This is a genomic window from Streptomyces sp. NPDC085460 (assembly GCF_044541975.1).
GTDB lineage: Bacteria > Actinomycetota > Actinomycetes > Streptomycetales > Streptomycetaceae > Streptomyces.
This window is the reverse complement of sequence record NZ_JBITTO010000001.1, coordinates 740,687-759,519: the sequence shown is the minus strand read 5'-3', so window position 1 is coordinate 759,519 and position 18,833 is coordinate 740,687. Positions and strand designations below refer to the sequence as shown.

Sequence of the window (18,833 nt, the reverse complement as noted above, 5' to 3'; positions counted from 1 at the left end):
GTGCGGGTGCAGGTGCGGCGGACAGAGGGTGTCTCTGGGGCCGCCGTAATGGAGTCGGGGCGTCGGCGGGTGCACCCCGCAGGACCCCTGATGTCACAGATGTCCGTCGTCAGGCGGGCTCACCTGCGTGTCGCCGTCGTCGATTCAGCGTCCTTCGGTAGAGGGGCATCACAGCCCGAGGTGCTCTGCGAGCTCGCTGTAGTCGACCTGCCACAGCCCCGGGGAGCCCTTCGGGTACTGCGAGCGGAACCCGGTCAGGCGCTGCACCCGCGGCGAGAGAGTCTTGGCCAGGTCGAGGTCGATCAAGAAGGGGTGAGCCTCCTCGCCGACCAGGTAACCGGGATTGAGGGCGAAACCTACCGCCCGTCGGTACTCGTCGGACGTGACGTTTGCGCCACCGCCGTGCACGGTCTTCCCGCTGAAGAAGAGCGCGTCGCCCGCACGCATCAGAGCTGGGATCGTCTGCTCGGGAGCCCCGCGATCCTCGAAGTCCTCCCAGTGGTTGCTTCCTGGGATGACCCGGGTGGCCCCGTTCTCCTCGGAGAAGTCGGTCAGGGCGATCAGGAAGTTGACGGTGACTTCCGGGCCTGCCGGCCCCATGCCGACGAATGGGAAGTAGTTCTCCAGGTCTCGGTGGAGAACCTGCGCCGCGTTACCGGGCCCGATCTCGATGACCTGCGCAGTGGTCATCCAGTAGGTGCCCGACTCCTCCAGGTAGACGGCGTCGGCGAGGGCGTGCACCAGGTCGTGATCGATGACCTCACGGCGGAACGTCTCGCTGCGCGTGACCAGGTTCGTGAGCCGCTTGGTGTTCTTGCCGTGGAACTCGGCGACGAACTCGTCCTCGTGCTTGGAGCCGGCGGCCAGTTCTTGAAGAGGCTGCTCGATCTCGCGATTGAACCGCTCGACCTGCTCCGGCGTGAGGAGTCCTTCGATGATGACGCCACCGTCCTCGTGGAAGACGGCCAGGATCTCATCGGCCGGTGCGGAGGCCGGGATCCGGCGCAGAGAAACCTCTGAGATGGTCATTCCATACCTTTTTCGTTGCCGGGGCGCGGGACGATTGTGTTCAGCAGGGACCGCTGAGCCTCTCGTAGGCGCGATTCCAGTCGAGGGCGGTCCCTCGGTGGCTGAAACCGAGCGTTCATACGTCCGGCGCCTGTGACCTGGATCTCTAGTTTGCTCCCTGCGGGCCGCGCCGTACCACATCAGTTCACCTCCAGTTCGCGCGGATCGTGGTGCACAGTGCACATGGGAGGAGTCGCAGAGCATCTCTTCGCCCCTCGCATGGCTGAAAACCGGTGGTAGAGCGGCGAGGCATCCTGCCGTCCCCTCGCCCGACGGGCGGCGACGCAACCGGGGGGCTCGGAGGACGCCGTAGCCGGCTCCGCTCAATCCGGACTTCTTCCCGTCAGGATCCTGCACTCGAAGCGCCCGAAGTCGCTGTCATTATTTTTTGGCGAGGTGATGCTGCCGTACCACCCGAGGAGGAATGCGACCGGTACGGAGATCACGCCCGGATTGTTCAGGGGAAACCAATAGAAATCCACTCCCGGCCAAAGTGCGTATTCGGTTCCGGAGACGACGGGGGAGAAAAAGGTGAGGACGACGCAGATCAGAAGTCCCCCGTATACGGACCACAGGAGCCCTCGGCGACGGAATCCGGACCAGAAGAAGGAGTAGATCAGTACGGGGAAGACGCATGATGCGGCGACGCCCAGCGAGAAGACGACCAGGAATTCGATTGGGTACCGATGGGTCGCAGCGGCGAGCGATAGGCCCCCCCATGCATAGGAGGACCACTGCTAGACGCAGCGCCCGCACTTCTCCGATGTCGGTGTGCCGGCGCTTGCCTCGAGCGAACACATCGTGGGCGATGGACACGGCGGCGGCGAAGGTAACGCTGGTCACGGTCGTGAGGGCGGCGAGGAAGGCGACGCAGGCCATGATGGTGATGAGCGTGACCTTCGCCGCCGAGTTGTCGGACAGCAGGCCCGCAGCGAGCAGAATCGGGGACGACTGCCCATTGGCATCGACGGCCTCGATGTTCTTGCTTCCCACCACGGCCGCCGCCGCGAAACCCGTCGTGGTCAGGAGCAGGAAGAACGCGCCGTTCAGCCCCGCAGCGATGCTCATGGATCGGCGTGCGCTGCGCCCGGTCAGGGAGGTACTGATACGCAGCAGGAGGTGAGGCACCACGGCCGTACCGAGGATCATCACGAGGTGGTCGCTGATCGTGCTGAGAGGGCCGAGGCTCTGGCTGTGTCCAGAGCCCACGGCTCAGGTATGCGTCCGGCTCCCGGCTGTTGGCCACCGCGGCGTCGAGCAGACTCCCGGGCTCCCACCCGAATTTATTCACCGCCAGCAACGTGACCACGGCGAGCGTCACCAGGGTGAGCGGTACCTTGACGACCTGCATGAAGCTGGTGCCTCTCAGATCTGCCACCGCGGCGAAGGCGGCGACGAGGCAGCCCATCACCACCGTGCAGAGGACCTGAGCCTCGTCGCTCGAAATGCCCATCAGGAGGGCCGTGACGATGCCGGTCGCCCTCAGCTGCACCATGAGGAGGGGAATGGCGATGACCAGTGTCACCACGGCCCCGGCGATGCGCAGCCCCGGACCTGAGACGCGCACGGTGAAGAGATCGCCGAGGGTGTACAGGCCGCTGTTGCGGATCTTCTGGGCAAGGAGGAGCAGTACGGCCAGCGCCACGACGTAGTCAATGGCGACGGTGAACGCGTCGTAGCCGAAAAGGGCGATGCCTCCGGGGACTGCCAACAGGCTGATGACAGTGATCTGCTCGCCCGCCATGGCGATCCCGTTGAAGACCGGTGAGAGCGACCGGTCCGCTGTGTAGAGCCTTTCCGGGTTGTCCTCCTGTGTGGCGAGCGTCAGAACCCACAGGAGGGAAATACCGATGAATACCAGGAAGGCGATGATCACAGGGCCCTGGGTGTCCGAACCGATCGGTTCCACCGGTCCGGAGCTGAGCATGTGCAGGTTCACCGCTTCACCGCCACGGCTCGTTGGACGGAGGAGTAACGGGCGTCTCGACCCGAGGAAGGCATGAGGTCAGGAACTGCTCGAGGGGATCGCGCAGACGCGCGGACCGGTCCTCGTACAGCCAGGCGGTGACGACGAGGAGGGTGCCTTGGAGGAAGCCCCACACCACGCCCAGCGTGAGCTTCCCGTACACAGGCACCGACGGCACGTCCGTGAACGACGACAGCACGGTGCCGACAGCGAGAGGAACCGCGTTCAGCACAAGGAAGGCGCGGTCGCCGCGGTGCGCGGCCTCGCGGAGTTAGGAGAAGCGTTCTTGTTGCGGGGCATCGGCCGAGAGGTGGAGCGTAGGTGGTCGGCCGGACGGAGCAGGAGTGTAGGAGCGCACGGAAACCTCCGGACGGTGAGGTGGGTGGCTGGGGCGTGGTGGCGCGTGACCTGTCGCCGTGCAGACGTTCCGGAGGGGGCGACGGATGACCGGGCCGACGACGAGAGACGACACGTCAAGGCGGCTGCGCGCGCCCTGCTGAGGTACGGCAGGGGGCAGACCGCTGTGCTCACCGCAACCTTGCCGCGGATCGTCGTGAGCGGCATTCCTCACTTTGGCGCGAGGGCGGCCGCTCGCATCCGCCGCCACCCGGGGCGTGGTGTGATGCGCCGGGTGTCGGGCGAGCGAATGCGGGTGAAAGGGTCGGGAACGGACCACGAGCCCGAACAGGGCCTTGCGGCAGCGTGCATCTCAAGTGTGGTTGCTGGCGCACGCCATGCAGTGGTCAGGAGGATCACGGATCCCCCTACGGCCTGTCGAACGACCTTGGTGCCAGCGGACGGCACCTAGAAGGCCACTCGCTGGTCAGGCGGGTGGTCTCGGCTCGCGCCGGCGGGAGCAGGCTGAGGTGGCTGAGCCCGTGGCCACGCGGGATCCTACTCGTCGGTATACCTCGTCGCGATTAAGGAGCAGCAAGCCGGCCTGCTCCTCATCCGGGACCTGAACCGGGGAACAGTCGGCCAAGGACCGAGTCGACGCCGGTTCCCATTCCGAAAAATATCCGGAAGGATGCGGGCGCGCGCCCCTCGGGCAGCCCTGGCCGCCCGGATGGCCTGCGGCCGGCCGCCTCAGCTCGGCGCTACACCGCACTTGGTCGCCGGGAGTACGCTGTGCATGCTATGGAAGAGTTGTGGCCAGCTCCATCCGCACGGGTGTCCGAGCTGATCCGAGCGATTGCCGAACAGATGCTGCCTCTGTCGGAAGACCTCCTGGACAGGCTGTGGGCCGCTTCGCAGCGGGGGACACGCGAGCGGGGATTCGTGGAAGATCCCGTACTGGCGGAAGCGGACCGGCGCCTCAACAAGGCGAACATGACGCACTGGCTCGTGTCGAACCTGCACGATCCGGGCCGTCGAGTGGAGCCGTCCCGGGACCAGGAGATGTACATCTACGCCCGGGACCTTGTGCTGCGCGGCATGGACATCGACGACCTCGGGTCGTGGAGGGCGGCGCAGCGGGTCGGATGGCAGTGGTGGATCGAGGCCTGCTTCGCCGCGACCACGGACCAGGGCGAGTTGCGTGAACTGGTTGAAGTGTCCGGCAACTCGATGACCACGTTCGTCGACGACTCGATCGCCGCCGTGGCGGCATACACCGACGACGTTCGGTCGGAGCTGGGGCGCGGTGCTCACACCCAGCGGTTCGCCACCGCGCAGCTCCTCCTGGAGGGCGCCCCCATCAGCCGCGTACGAGCGGAGGAGCAGCTCGGTTACGCCTTGACCGGACATCACGTCGCGGCCATCGTGTGGGCCGATGCCGAAGAGCGTGCACCCCACCTGGAGGAAGCGGCTGAGCACGTCATGCGGGCGTGCGGTGCCACGCGTCGTCTGACGCTCGTGGTCAGTACCTCTTCCCAATGGTTGTGGATGCCAGTCAGGGGCGTTCCGCCGGTAGCGGGGCTCCAGAAGATCCTCGCCAAGACCCCGGGCGTCAGGGTGGCGCTCGGACGGCCGGCGCCGGACGTCGAGGGGTTCCGAACCAGTCATCTGGACGCCGTCGCGGCACAGCGACTGCTTGCGCGGCTGCGGTCTCCGCATGTCGTCGTGCGCTACGAGGACGCCTACCTCGTCGATCTGCTGACCGCCGATCTCGCCAAGGCGGAGCAGTTCGTCGCGACCACGCTGGGAGAGCTCGCGACAGCCGACCCGGTCATTCAGCGCACCGTCCGCATGTATGTGAGTGAGCGGTTCAACATCTCGAGTACCGCGGACCGGATGTTCGCGCACCGGAACACGGTCGACCGCCGGCTGGCCCGCGCGAAGGCCATGCTGCCGCGACCTCTCGATCAGGACCCGACCGGGGTCGACGCGGCCCTGATGCTCTTGGAGCTCCAGCAGGACCAGCAGCCGAGCGACTGACCCGGGGGTTCTGCCCCACCCTCGGAGGCCCCGCCCGCACCGGCCGGCGGGGCCGATGCGTTGATCGGCGTCGCTCAGAATTCGTCCCCCATTCGACGCTCAGACACCGGCAGTGTGCAACGTGCACCACGCTCAGCCACAACTCGCGCGTTCAGTGTGTATAGCGCCACACCAAACCTAGGCACCATGAAGTCCAGCCGCTGAACCACAGATGCGAGGGAGTGGTGGCATGGATACCTCTACCGTTTCGGCAGAGTGTTTTGACGTCGTCGTCATCGGGGCGGGTATTTCGGGAATCGGAGCCGCCTGCTACCTGACGAAGGAGTTCCCGAGCAAGAAGATCGCGGTGCTCGAGGGGCGTGAAAGCATCGGAGGCACGTGGGATCTCTTCCGGTACCCCGGCATCCGGTCCGATTCCGATCTGCACACCTACGGATACGAGTTCAAGCCGTGGCGCCACGAATCCGCGATCGCCGACGGGCACCTGATTCGTGACTACCTGCGGGAAACCGTCGAGGAGTACGGCCTGGAGAGGCTCATCCGGCTCCGGCACGAGGTCGTGTCGGCGGACTGGTCGAGCGATGAGGCTCTGTGGACCTTGACGGTGCGGGTCACTGGCGGCGAGGCGGTCAGCGAGCTGACGATGAAGGCTCGTTGGGTGTACGGCGCCACCGGCTACTACCGCTACGACGAGGGGTTCACGCCCCAGTTCGAGGGCCGCGACGAGTTCACGGGTGACATCGTTCATCCGCAGCACTGGCCGGAGAACTACGACTACTCCGGCAAGAACGTGGTCGTCATCGGCAGTGGCGCGACGGCGGTCACCCTCCTGCCGGCCATGACGGCGGGGCCCGGCGCGGCGCGCCATGTCACGATGCTCCAGCGCACGCCGAGTTACATCATGGCGCTGCCGCGGGTCGACACGCTGTCGCTGCAGCTGACGAAACTGTTCGGCCCCGAGCGCGGATACGCGCTGACGAGGCGCAAGAACGTCTGGCGCGACCAGGGCTTCGTGAAGCTGGTGCAGACGTTTCCGCGATTCGGTCGGGCCTTGATCCGCTACTACACCAAGAAGGCCCTCCCGGCCGGCTTCGACGTCGACACCCACTTCAATCCGCCGTACGACCCGTGGGACCAGCGACTGTGTGCCACCCCGGACGGCGATTTCTTCCAGGCGATCAGCGACGGGAAGGCATCCGTTGTCACGGACCGGATCGTGCGCTTCACGAAGGACGGCATCCTGCTGGCCTCGGGACGCCAGCTGAAGGCCGATGTCATCGTGACGGCGACCGGTCTGAACATGCGGTTCTTCGGCGGAGTCCAGCAGAGCGTGGACGGAAAGCCGGTTGTGCTCGCCGACACCGTGACGTACCGGGGGATGCTGCTCTCCGGCGTGCCCAACTGGGTCGTGGCACTCGGATACACCAAGTCGTCGTCGTGGACTCTGAAGGTGGGCCTCACAAGCCGCTACATCTGCGACCTGATCACGTACATGGACGCCCACGGACACGAGATCGCCGTCCCGGTGCCCGACGCGGGCATGCCCACGCGGCCGCTGCTCGATCTCACCGCCGGCTATGTCGCGAGGTCCATGGACACGCTCCCGCGCCAGGGCACCGGGCTGCCCTGGCGGATGCTGACCTCGTACAGCCAGGATGCCAAGCTCCTCAAGGGCGCCCTGTTCGACAGGCATCTGCAGTTCAGCGCCAGGACCTCGGCGCCGGGGCGGTCCGGGTACGGGAAGCTGCAGACCACCGCCTCTCAGCAGCAGGGAGGGACACGATGACCTCGGCCCCTGCCAAGCTCACCCTGGCGGAGCGGATCCAGCGGGCGATGGGCATCCTCGCCTGTCGCCTTCCCCAGCCGATCCTCCGCCGGCTGGCGGACGTGCCCGTCAATGCCGACGGCGAGGAGATGGCGCCTGAGATCGCCCTCCTGATGCAGATGACCGAAAAGGGGGACGACTACAGCGACCTCGACCCGGTGCGTGCGCGCGAGGTGGTCGCAGCGGAGTGCCGGGTGTTCGCCGACCGGATGCCGTCCTTCGCGGTCGAGGAGGAGCTCCGGCTGCCCGGCGGACTGCGGGCCACGCGCTACCGGGCCGGATCCGCGTCGCGGGGTCTCCTCCTGTTCTTCCACGGCGGCGGGTTCGTTGTCCACAGTCGAGCCGACTACGACGCTCCGGCGAAGCTGCTGGCTCTCAAAGCCGGCGTCGACGTGCTCTCCGTCGAGTACCGGCTCGCTCCGGAGCATCCGTTCCCGGCCGCGCACGATGACGCGTTGACCGCATGGGACTACGCCGTCGATCGCGCGGAGCAGTGGGGTCTCGATCCGCGCCGGATCGTCGTCGCCGGGGACAGCGCCGGTGCCAACCTTTCCGCGGTGCTGTGCCAGCAGCTGCGCGGCCGCGATGTCCAGCCCTGTCTGCAGGTCCTGATGTACCCGGTCGTGGACCTGTCGGCCAAGCGGTCCTCGCACCACGAGTTCGCCGGTTCCCCGGCTCTCTCGGCCAAGCAGATCAAGTGGTTCAGCAGCAACTACCTGCCGGCCGGTACCGATGTGCGGGATCCGCGGGTCTCCCCGCTGCTCGGGAACCTGGACGGCCTGCCGCCCGCGGTGGTGTCGGTCGCCGGATTCGATCCGCTGCGGGACGAGGCGCTCGATTACGCCGCCGGGCTCCTAGAGAACGGGGTACCGACCCGCGTCTTCCGCGAAGGCGGGCTCGTGCACGGCTTCATCCAGCTCACGGCTCTCAGCCGGACCAGCCGGACGGCCATCGAGCGAGTTGCGGCGGCCATCGCCCAGGCGGTGTCCCCGGAGGGACTGGCCCCGGCGTCAGGCCGTCTCTGAGCATTGCGTCCCGACGCGAAGGGTGTCGGTTCGGGCGCGGGCCGCCTGCGTGAATTCTGCATCAGCGAGAGCCCCCGCAGGGCGAACGGGCAAGGAACGTACGTTGATTTACCGTCATGCACTTACGGCAGTTCGCGAGGTCGCGTCATGCCGATAACCCAGAAAGTCGTCATCGTCGGTGCGGGGGTCCTGGGCCTGAGCACCGCATGGCACCTCGTGGAACTCGCGCCGTCGCCGCTCGATATCACGGTGCTGGACATGGCCCACCCGGGCGAGGGCACCTCGGGTCTCTCCGTCGGAATGGTGGAGACGCAGTTCTCGACCGCCGACGCCATCGAGGTCAGGGCGTACGGCCGCCGGTTCTTCGATGCCTTCAGCGGGGAGACAGGTCTTTCCTTCACGCGTTCGGGATATCTCCGACTGGCGCGGACCGAAGAGGACATGGCCGGCTTCCATGAGTCGCGCGCACTCCAGCAGGATTTCGGCATCGTCGACGCCGAAATCCTGGACCGAGACCGGATCGCTTCCTCGTGGCCGGACCTGATAACGGGCGATGACCTTGTCGGTGGTCTCATCGGCCGTTCCGACGGATACATCGACGCATACGAATTCTGCGCGAGGATGACCGCGCGGCTACGAGCCGCAGGCGTGCGCGTGCTCTCGTCGTCGCCTCTTGTCGCAGCTGACCGGGCCGATTCGGGCGCGTGGACCCTGACGACGGCCACCCATCGACTGGACGCGGACTGGGTCGTGAACGCGGCAGGGCCGTGGGCACCGGAGATCGCCGCTCTCCTCGACGCCCCGGTAGCAGTGTCGAACCAGCTGTACGGCGTCGTCGTGGCGAACTTGAAGGAATGGCCCATCCGTTCGCTGCCCTTCGTCATGGACTACATCCCGGGATCGGGCGTGCCGGGGGTGTACTTCCGCCAGGAGGGCGCCACCCAACTCATCGCCGGTCTGCACAGCGAGGACGGCAACCTCAAGGAAGCAACGCCCAGTCTGCGGCCCAAGCCGCTCGACGAGGAAGTCACGACGCTCGTAATCGAACTCCTCTCACAGCGCGTGAAGGGCGCCGACGAAGCGACCGTCGGCAGAACCTGGGCCGGCGTCTGCGCGATGACCCGCGACGGACTGCCCGTGGTCGGTCGCCATCCGGCACGCGAGAACGTCATCAACGCTGTCGGCGCGGGCGCCTCCGGGATACAGCTGGCGCCGGCCATCGGACGACAGGCAGCGCAGGCGCTGCTCGGGCTTCCGTCGAGCCTGTCGGCAGACCACGAGTGGAACGCGAAGTCGGGCTGACCGCGACCGGCACGCCGGCCTTCACGGCCATGCCCGACCGATGCGCAAGCCGAATCCCGGTGCCGACGGCGACCTACCGCCGTACGGCCGAACCGGCCACCGAACATGCTGAGGAGACCTTCTGGTGACCCCTTCCACGTCATCGCCCGGTGCGTCTGAACGTGCCTTTGATTCAGGGCAGTTCACCCGCTCCATGGGCGTCGTGGAGACACTCTCCCTGGGCTTCACCTACCTGTCGCCGCTGGGTGCTGTGGCCGCCCTGATGCCGCTGGGGCTGACCACGGCCGGACCGCCGTCGATCTGGTGGCTGCCCATCGTGGCCGCCGGCCAGCTGCTCGTGGCCCTCGTGTTCGGAGAGATCGTCTCCCAGTTTCCGATCACCGGCGGCATCTACCCGTGGGCCCGTCGGCTGTGGGGGCCGCGTTACGCCTGGCTCGCCGCATGGATCTACCTGTGCGCGCTGATTGTCACGATCACAGCGTTGGTCCACTACGCCGTCCCGTTCGTCGGCAGCCTCTTCGGCTTCACGCCCACCCCCGTCCAGACCTTCTTGATAGCCGTCGGTCTGCTGCTCCTGGCGATGGTGTTCAACCTCAGCGGCACCCGGACACTCGGTACCGTCGTCCGCATCGGCTTCTACGCGGAGATCGTGGGTGTGGTGTTCTGCGGCCTCTACCTGCTGATCTTCGAGCGGCGCAATTCGTTCGGCGTCTTCTTCGACGCGATGGGCGCCGGCGGCGACGCACCGTACTACGAGACGTTCCTCCTGGCCGCGCTCACCGGGCTGTTCCTCTTCTACGGGTTCGAAGCCTGCGGGGACGTCGCGGAAGAGGTGAAGAACCCGGGCCGTGCCATTCCGAAGGCGATGATCCTGACCGTCGTGACCGGGCTGTTCTCGGCGGGTCTGGCGTTCATCGGCTTCATCCTGGCGGCCCCGAGCCTGCCGGCCATCGTCAACGGCGAGGTCGCGGATCCCGTCTCGGCGATCCTGCGGGACACCGTCGGACCGGTGGGCACCAAGATCTTCCTGGTGGTGGCGCTGACCGCATTCATCTCGTGCGCGCTGTCGCTGGAGGCCGCGCTGAGTCGGCTGGTCTTCGCCTTCGCCCGGGACGGCATGCTGCCCGGCAGCAGGAAGCTGTCGACGCTGACCGGACAAGGCTCCCCACGCGCCGCCATGGTGGTGTCGTGCGCGGCCCCGACCGTCCTCTGCGTCTGGGTGCTCGCGCAACCCGACAGCCTGCCCCGTGTCACAGCCTTCGCGGTGTGCGGCATCTACCTGTGCTTCCAGATGGTCGTCCTCGCCGCCCTGCGGATGCGGCTCAAGGGCTGGCGGCCCGGCGGCCCGTGGAGCCTCGGACGGGCCGGTCTGACCGTCAACATCGCCGCGCTGCTCTTCGGCGTCTCCGCGATGCTCGTCCTGATTCGGCCCGGTGACGCCTCGCTGGCCTTCGTCGACCGCTGGAGCGTTCTGATCGGCCTCGGCGTGGTCCTGGTCAGCGGTGCGCTCTACATGGCCATGGCTCGCCCCTGGCGAGGCTCGACCGCCCCCTCCGGCGACGCACTCGAAGTCGCCGAACGCGGCGATGCCGCTCGGAACTCCGTACCGACCGCCCCTACCGAAACCGCATCTGTCGACAGCTAGGAGTCGGACACCATGATCACCAAGGACACTCTGACCGAGGCCGCGGACCGCATCGCACGGGTGCCGAGGGCACATTTCATCGACGGCGCGTTCACCGCGGCCGGCGGCGACGCCGGCACCATCGCACTGGTCAACCCCGCCAATGAGGCCTCACTGGGCACCATCCCCAGCGGCACCCCCGCGCACGTCGACGCGGCGGTGGCCGCGGCGCGACGGGCTCTGCCCGGCTGGGCCGGCCGTACGCCCGCGGACCGCGCGGAGGTGCTTCACGCGCTGGCCGACGTGGTCGACGCCAACGTCGATCTGCTCGCCGCGATCGAAGCGATCAACGGCGGCAAGCCACTGGCCGCCGCGAGCGACGAGATCCCGGTCGTCTCGGACTCACTGCGCTTCATGGCGGGCGCGGCCCGCACGGCGCAGGCCCCGGCGGCCGGGCAATACGTCGAGGGGCACCTCTCGTACATCCGGCGTGAACCGGTCGGCGTCGTCGGTGCCATCGCCCCGTGGAACTACCCGCTGATGATGGCCGCCTGGAAGATCGCCCCCGTGCTGGCGGCAGGCAACACGATGGTGCTGAAGCCTTCCCAGCTGACGCCTCTGACCACCCTCGTCCTGATGGAGCTCGCCGCCGACATCCTCCCTGCCGGCGTGCTCAACGTCGTCCTGGGCACCGGGTCGATCGTCGGCGATGCCATGAGCCACCACCCCGGCATCGACATGATGGCGCTCACCGGAGGCGTTCGCTCCGGCCAGAGCGTCGCGGAAGCCGCGGCAGCCACGGTCAAGCGGGTGCATCTGGAGCTGGGCGGCAAGGCGCCGGTCGTCATCTTCGACGACGCCGACCTCGACTCCGCGGTGGAGACCGTGGCCGTGGCGGGCTACGTCAACGCCGGCCAGGAGTGCGGCGCGGCCACTCGGGTCATCTGTCACGAGGACGTCCACGACGAGTTCGTCGCGAAGCTCGTCCGCGCGGCGGAGGCCCTGACGATCGGTGACCCCGCCGAAGGAGGGTCCATTGAGCTCGGACCTGTGATCAGCGCCGCGCAGCGCGACCGCATCGCCGCCATGGTCGACCGGGCCCGGCGTGACGGCGCCAAGGTTCTCACCGGTGGTCAAGTCCCGGACCGCGCCGGGTTCTTCTACCCGCCGACCGTCATCACCGACGTCGCCGCAGGCTCCGAGATGGCCCGGGAAGAGGTGTTCGGTCCGGTCATCTCCGTGGAGAAGTTCGCCACCGAGTCCGAAGCGATCGCCAAGGCCAATGACGTCGTGTACGGGCTCGCCGCTTCCGTGTGGACCGCCGACCCTGGCCGCATGCTGCGCGCCGTCGAGCAACTCGACTTCGGCACTGTCTGGGCGAACTCCCACCTCGCGGTGGCCACCGAGATGCCCTGGGTGGGCTTCGGCCACTCCGGCTACGGCCGGGACAACGGCACCTACGCGCTCGACGACTACACCCGCACCAAGCACGTGATGTTGGCGATGGGCGCCGCCCGCGACTGACCCGGTCCCGGCCGCTCACCGCCCGGCCACCACTCAACCTGGTTCTCACGAAAGGACGTGCCATGAAGGTCACCGCCGCAGTGTTCGAATCCGTCGGGAAGCCGATGACGGTCGAGGAGCTCGACCTCGAGGACCCGAAGGAGGGTGAGGTCCTCGTCAAGCTGGCCGCCAGCGGCCTCTGTCACAGCGACTACCACGTGGTCAAGGGCGAGTGGTCGTCCGAGGGCCCGGTGGTGCTCGGCCACGAAGGCGCCGGGGTCGTCGAGAAAGTGGGCCCGGGTGTGACGACCGTGTCGGTCGGCGACCATGTCGTGCTGTCGTGGGTGCCGTACTGCGGTGCCTGCACGTACTGCAACTCCGGTCGGCCCGCGCTGTGTCCGAAGGTCACGGAGACCGCCTACGAGAACGTCATGTTCGACGGCACGTCGCGCATGTCCCGCAACGGCGAACCCGTGCCCAGCTACCTCGCCACGGGGGCGTTCGCCGACCACGTGGTCGTCCGGGAGACCAGCGCCATCCCCGTCCGCAAGGACGCGCCGCTGGACAAGGCGGCGCTGGTCGGCTGCGCCGTGACCACCGGTGTCGGCGCGGTCGTCAACACCGCGGGCGTGAAGCCGGGCGACACGGTGCTCGTCATCGGCTGCGGCGGCGTCGGCCTCTCGGTCATCATGGGCGCCCGCCTGGTCTCGGCCGGCCAGATCATCGCCGTGGACGTCAACGACGGGTCACTGGAGCGCGCCCGGTCCCTTGGCGCCACGACAGTGATCAACTCCCGCCAGACGGACCTAGCCGAGGCAGTCCGCGAACTCGTGGGTGAGGCCGGCGTCGACTGGGCCTTCGAGGCTATCGGCCTGAAGCCCACCATCGAGCTCGCCTACGAACTCATCCGTCCGGGGGGCACCGCCGTGGTGGTGGGGCAGTCGGCCGAGGGCGTGACGATCGAGATCGACCCCATGGTCATGTCGGACCGCGAGAAGTCGCTGATCGGCAGCAACTACGGAAGCTGCCACCCCGCGCTGGACTTCCCGCGCCTGGTGGACCTGTACATGCAGGGCAAGCTCGACCTGGACCAGCTGGTCGGCCGCACCGTGTCGATCCACGAGATCAACGAGTCCTTCGCCGCGATGGGCAAGGGCGAGGGCGGCCGGACCGTCATCACCTACTGACCCGCGTTACTTCACCGTTCCGAGGGTTCCGAGGCCGGCGAGGTGTGGCGCGACGTGCGAGACGCACCACCGTGCGCAGCGCGCACCTTCGCCTGTCCGGCGACAGGTCCCCTCAACCATGGAGATCAAGTGAGCATCCGCGAAACCCGCGATGGGGGCAGCCTCGCCGCGCTGCTGCAACCCCTGACCCTCGGCAAGCGAACGTTGCGGAACCGGGTCGTGGTGACCGCGCACGCGACGCACAACATCGACGCCGCGTCCCTGCCGAACGACGATGACGTCGCCTATCACGTCGAGCGCGCCCGGGGCGGGGCGGCCATGATCACCATGGGCCTGGCCGCCGTTCATCCCAGCTCGCCCACGCCCTACGGGATCTACCACAACTTCGACGACCGGGTCGTGCCGCGCTACGAGCGGCTCAGCGCTGCCGTCCACGAGCACGGCGGCCTCATCCTGACGCAGCTTGGGCACATGGGAGCCCGCACGGATGGCGCCACCGGGCCGGCCTGGGCGCCCTCGCAAGTCTCCCATCACTCGTGGGGGAGCATGCCGCACGCCATGAGCCGTGCCGAAGTGCACACGATCGTCGAGGCGTTCGCGGCGGCCGCGCGGCGGTCCGTCCGCGGAGGCATGGACGGCGTCGAGATCTCGGCCGGGCACGGCCTGCTGATCAACGAGTTCCTCTCCCCGCTGACAAACCTGCGGGAGGACGAGTACGGCGGTGACGACGAGCGCAGGTTCCGGTTCTGCCGGGAGATCCTGGAAACGGTGCGCGAGGCGATCGGCGACGCGATCCTCGTGGTTCGTGTCAACGGGGCCGACGAGGTGCCCGGTTCGCTCAGCCAGGAAGCCTGGCTGGAGATCGACCAGCGCATCACCGAGACGGGACTGGTCGACGCGATCAACGTCTCGGCGAACTTCGACGGCTCCGTGGTTCCCACCATGGCCGCCCCGCGCGGCTGTTACCTGCACTACGCGCGGAAGGTGCGGGAGCGGGTGGACGTGCCGGTGTGCGCGGTCGGCCGGATCACCGATCCGTCGATGGCGGCTCAGGCCATCGAGGACGGCGACGCGGACTTCGTCGGGATGACGCGGGCGCACATCGCCGATCCCCACCTGGTCAACAAGGTGAGGGAGGGACGGACCGACGAGATCCGTCCGTGCATCGGATGCATACAGATGTGTCTGGGCGAGCTGGAGCGACACCGCAACGTGAAGTGCGTCTACAACCCGGTGACGGGGCGCGAGCGCCTGGTGCGCGACCTAGAAACCACTCCGGCGCCGATGAGCCGCAGTGTAGTCGTGGTCGGCGGTGGCCCGGCCGGGCTCGAGACCGCACGCGTCAGCGCCTTGCGGGGGCATCGGGTGACCCTGTTCGACGAGCGTCCGGAGCTGGGCGGGGTCGTACGTGTCGCCGCCAAGACGGACGGACGTGACGGTCTGGTCGACGCGGTGGACTGGCTGGGCAACGAGGTGCGTCGGCTCGGCGTCGACGTGCGGTTGCGCAGGACCGCCGAGGCCTCGGACGTCGTTGCCCTGAAGCCGGACGTCGTGGTCTTGGCCACGGGTGCGTCCGAGACGTTGCCGCAGTGGGCACCACGGGACGACCGGCGACTCCTCGCCGCGGCGGACGTGGTCGCGGGCCGGCCGAAGCTCTCCGGCAGGGTCGTCGTGGTCGACGAGTCCGATCGGACCTCGGGTATGTCGGCTGCGCTTGCGGCCGCGGCCCGGGGGTGCGACGTCCAGTTGTTGACCACGCGCCCTGGGCCCGGGGAGCTGGTCGAACCAGAGGTCCGCCACGACTTCCTGACGAGGCTGGCAGCAGCCGGCGTCACGATCCGTTGCTCGACGCGGGTCCGCGCGTACGACGTCGCGGAGGGTGTCCTCCACTGTGGAGTCGGGGGCCTCGCCACGATGACGTACCGCGACGTGGACGCGCAGGGCCGGCCGGTCGAGCAGGCGCGCCAGGACATCTCGATCGCCGCGGACCACGTCGTGCACACCTGGACCGAACCACGCGCCGAACTCTTCGAGGACCTGCCCGCGTCGCTCGACGTCCGTGCCGTCGGCGACGTTCTCCACCCGCATCGCATCGAGGGAGCTGTGCATGCGGCATTCGATCTCGCAATCGAGCTTTAGCCCCGCCGTTCGCGGGCAGAGCGCGGTCCATCCGGTCCTTGCCGGAACAGGTAAGTGAGGCACCCCCTTTGGAAAGCGCAACACACAGGACGATCCACGCCGCCCTCGACCACGCGGTGGCGGCCTGGCCGGAGGAGCCAGCACTCGTCTTCGACGGCACGACCCTCACCTTCTCGGAACTCAGGAACGCCGCGCTCGGCCGCCTGGGTGTGCTGCAGGAGCAGGGACTCCCCGCAGGCGAACCGGTCCTGGTGATGCTCGGCAACTCCGAGCAGTCGGTCATCACCTGGCTCGCGCTCGCACTGGGCGGCTTTGTGGAAGTCCCCGTGAACACGGCCTACATCGGCGAGACACTCGCCCACATCGTGCGCGACTCCGGCGCCCGTACGGTCATCACCGAGTCGCCATACACGGACCGGCTCGCCGCGGCCGGCAGCGAGGCGCTGGCAGCGATCCTGGTGGTCGACGCGCGGGAGGCCGAGGCCGGTGCCACGGTGCGCCCGCTGCCGGACACCGTCGGCCGTGGTGAAGTGGTCCGCCGGGATGAACTGGCCGATACGGCAGTGATGTACACGTCCGGGACGACAGGGCTGTCCAAGGGCGCGGTCATCGCCGAACGTCACGCCTACGAGTACGCCTCCGCGGTGGCCGACCTGCTGGATCTCGCTCCCGGGGACGTCTACTACGCTCCGCTGCCGCTCTTCCACATCGCCGGACGATGGGGGGTCGTCTACAGCGCCTTGCAGCGGGGCGCGTGCACCGTCCTGGTCAAACGCTTCAGCATCGGCTCCTTCTGGAGCGACGTCCGGGCGCACGGCGTCACCGCGACGTTCCTGCTGGGGGCCATGGCCCAGTTCGTGCTCAACCAGCCGGTACAGCCCGACGACGCGGAGAACCCGCTCGACCGTGTTCTGATGGTGCCGCTGATCGAGGGCGTCGACGAGTTCCGTTCGCGCTTCGACGTCCGCGTCACCACCTGTTTCGGGTCGACCGAGGCGAACGTCCCCATCGCTTCGTCCTGGGACGCGAGCCTGCGGACCGGCCTTGGCAGGCTGCGCCCCGGGTACCGCATCCGGCTCGTCGACGACCAGGGGTACGACGTCCGGCCGGGCGCGCCCGGCGAAATGCTCCTCGCCACCGACGAGGACGGCCTGGTCCTGCGTCGCTACCACGGCAACGCGGAAGCCACCCAGACCGCTCTGCGGGACGGCTGGCTGCACACCGGGGACATCGTCAGGCAGGACGCCCGGGGGAACCTCCATTTCGTCGACAGGACCAAGGACGCGCTGCGCAAGCGTGGCGAGAACATCTCGTCCTTCGAGGTGGAGCGCGAAATCCGTTCCCACCCGGCGGTTCTGGAGTGTGCCGTGGTCGGTGTCGCCTCCGACTTCTCCGAGCAGGAGATCGCGGCATTCGTCCAGACCGCTCCCGGACACCGGGTCACAGCGGACGAGATCAGGGCGCACGTGGCCGAGCGCGCGCCGAAGTTCCTGGTGCCCGACCACGTGCACTTTGTCACCGAGTTTCCCGTCACACCCACCGGAAAAATCCAGAAGTTCGAATTGCGCAAGCAGATCAACTCCTAGGGCCTGGCCCAGGCCGCAGCCGGTACGAGAAGAAGGGAATACCAACGATGCGGAACACCGCGAAGAAGAGATGGAAGGCGGCAGCCGTCGCTCTGGTCACGGCGCTGGCGCTGACCGCCTGTGGAGGCGGAGGCGGCAGTGATGGCAGCCATGTGCTCACGATCGGTCTCGTCAGTTCATTCTCGGGATCGGCCGCTTCCTTCGGCGTGGCCGAGCGGGCCTCTCTCCAGACGGCGGTCGAGTACGTGAACAAGAACGGGATCGCCAAGATCGACGGCAAGCCGGTCACGTTCAAGATCAAGGAGTACGACTCGGCGTACGACCCGACGAAGGCCGTCACCGTCAGCCGTCAGGCACTCGACCTCGACGGCGTGCGCTATCTGGAGGTCATGGGAGGCGGCATCGTGCCCGCCGTCCAGCCCCTGGTGAACAAGGAGAACGCGCTCATCTTCGCCACGGCGGCCGGCGACGGCTTCATCGGCAAGGACCAGCCGAAGACGTTCCGCCCTCTCTACGACACGCGCGAGAGCCTGAAGGCCATCCTCGAGCACCACCGGTCCGAGGGTGGGTCCGCAGGCAACCTCGTCCTTGTGTACCCGGACGACGACCTGGGCCAGGGCCTGGGCCCTGATGCCGTCAAGATCGGTGAAGACCTGGGCTTCGAGGCGCACACCGAGCTCGTCGCCCGTGATGTCACCGACTTCGCCCCCGTGATGTCGAAGGTCGCCAAGACCGCCGGCATCATCGACTTCGGCCCGCTGCCGCCGAGTCAGCAGGCAGTCGCGATCAAGCAGGCACGCCAGTTGGGGTACAAGGGCATCTTCGCCTTCTCCGACACGCTCATTCTCGGCACTCTGCTCAAGACAGTCAGCGCACGCGACCTCGAGGGTTCCCTGTCCGCGCCGGCGCTGGAGGCCCAGGTCGCCCTGACGCCCGAAGGCAAGGCGTGGGCTGCCTCGGTGCGGAAGAAGACGGGGCAGGTCGACGGGTGGACGGCCGTCGCGTACGACAACCTGCTGCTGCTCGCCGCAGCCGTCAACGACGCCCAGACCCTGGACCCCGCCAAGGTCGCGGACGCCCTGCCGGCACAGAAGGTCGACGGCATCCTCGGCGAAGTCTCCTACGGCGGTGCCGACAGGTACGGCATCGATCGGATCATGGAGCTGCCGTACGCCGTCTCCGAGGTCAGGTCCGGCAGGGCCGAACTGGTCGCTTCGGGCTCCTGAGATAAG

At 67.8% G+C, this 18,833-nt stretch carries 13 protein-coding genes and 1 pseudogene; 10 read left to right on the top strand and 4 right to left on the bottom strand.

Features of this window, described 5'->3' with window-relative positions:
* Positions 1–168: 168 nt before the first annotated feature.
* The 4 genes and pseudogenes from ACIGHB_RS03235 to ACIGHB_RS03220 all read right to left on the bottom strand — a co-directional run bounded on the left by ACIGHB_RS03235 (position 169) and on the right by ACIGHB_RS03220 (position 3,203).
* Complete coding sequence (locus ACIGHB_RS03235) at positions 169–1,029, bottom strand: phytanoyl-CoA dioxygenase family protein (protein ID WP_399909098.1); 861 nt, start codon at positions 1,027–1,029, stop codon at positions 169–171.
* 420 nt (positions 1,030–1,449) lie between these two features.
* On the bottom strand, positions 1,450–2,217 hold the full coding sequence (locus tag ACIGHB_RS03230) for a hypothetical protein (protein WP_399909360.1): 768 nt from the start codon (positions 2,215–2,217) through the stop codon (positions 1,450–1,452).
* A gap of 187 nt (positions 2,218–2,404) precedes the next feature.
* Positions 2,405–2,812, bottom strand: a pseudogene (locus tag ACIGHB_RS03225) (transporter); the annotation flags it as partial.
* 199 nt (positions 2,813–3,011) lie between these two features.
* Positions 3,012–3,203 carry a hypothetical protein gene (locus ACIGHB_RS03220; RefSeq protein WP_399909096.1) on the bottom strand — a complete coding sequence of 64 codons (192 nt, stop codon included), beginning with the start codon at positions 3,201–3,203 and terminating at the stop codon, positions 3,012–3,014.
* 1,001 nt (positions 3,204–4,204) lie between these two features.
* On the opposite strand from ACIGHB_RS03220, the gene ACIGHB_RS03215 reads away from it, so the two are divergent.
* The 10 genes from ACIGHB_RS03215 (at position 4,205) to ACIGHB_RS03170 (ending at position 18,827) form a co-directional block, all read left to right on the top strand.
* Entirely contained in the window at positions 4,205–5,410 is a 1,206-nt protein-coding gene (locus tag ACIGHB_RS03215) for a PucR family transcriptional regulator (RefSeq protein ID WP_399909094.1), read from the top strand.
* Positions 5,411–5,639: 229 nt separating this feature from the next.
* The gene (locus ACIGHB_RS03210; protein WP_399909092.1) at positions 5,640–7,196 is read left to right on the top strand and encodes a flavin-containing monooxygenase; all 1,557 of its coding nucleotides are present in this window, start codon (positions 5,640–5,642) and stop codon (positions 7,194–7,196) included.
* Positions 7,193–8,260, top strand: coding sequence for an alpha/beta hydrolase (locus ACIGHB_RS03205; RefSeq protein WP_399909090.1), 1,068 nt, complete (start codon positions 7,193–7,195; stop codon positions 8,258–8,260). The genes ACIGHB_RS03210 and ACIGHB_RS03205 overlap by 4 nt, the downstream gene beginning before the upstream one ends.
* A 147-nt stretch (positions 8,261–8,407) precedes the next feature.
* A complete protein-coding gene (locus ACIGHB_RS03200; protein WP_399909088.1) occupies positions 8,408–9,562 on the top strand; it encodes an NAD(P)/FAD-dependent oxidoreductase in 1,155 nt (384 codons plus the stop codon).
* A gap of 124 nt (positions 9,563–9,686) precedes the next feature.
* The gene (locus tag ACIGHB_RS03195; RefSeq protein WP_399909086.1) at positions 9,687–11,207 is read left to right on the top strand and encodes an APC family permease; all 1,521 of its coding nucleotides are present in this window, start codon (positions 9,687–9,689) and stop codon (positions 11,205–11,207) included.
* 12 nt (positions 11,208–11,219) lie between these two features.
* Entirely contained in the window at positions 11,220–12,710 is a 1,491-nt protein-coding gene (locus tag ACIGHB_RS03190; protein ID WP_399909084.1) for an aminobutyraldehyde dehydrogenase, read from the top strand.
* Between the two features lie 62 nt (positions 12,711–12,772).
* A complete protein-coding gene (locus tag ACIGHB_RS03185) occupies positions 12,773–13,876 on the top strand; it encodes a Zn-dependent alcohol dehydrogenase (protein ID WP_399909083.1) in 1,104 nt (367 codons plus the stop codon).
* A 129-nt stretch (positions 13,877–14,005) separates the two neighbouring features.
* Positions 14,006–16,015, top strand: a complete 2,010-nt coding sequence (locus ACIGHB_RS03180) for an FAD-dependent oxidoreductase (RefSeq protein WP_399909081.1) — start codon at positions 14,006–14,008, stop codon at positions 16,013–16,015.
* 38 nt (positions 16,016–16,053) lie between these two features.
* Positions 16,054–17,601, top strand: a complete 1,548-nt coding sequence (locus ACIGHB_RS03175) for a class I adenylate-forming enzyme family protein (RefSeq protein WP_399909079.1) — start codon at positions 16,054–16,056, stop codon at positions 17,599–17,601.
* A 47-nt stretch (positions 17,602–17,648) separates the two neighbouring features.
* Positions 17,649–18,827 carry an ABC transporter substrate-binding protein gene (locus tag ACIGHB_RS03170; protein WP_399909077.1) on the top strand — a complete coding sequence of 393 codons (1,179 nt, stop codon included), beginning with the start codon at positions 17,649–17,651 and terminating at the stop codon, positions 18,825–18,827.
* Positions 18,828–18,833: the final 6 nt, after the last annotated feature.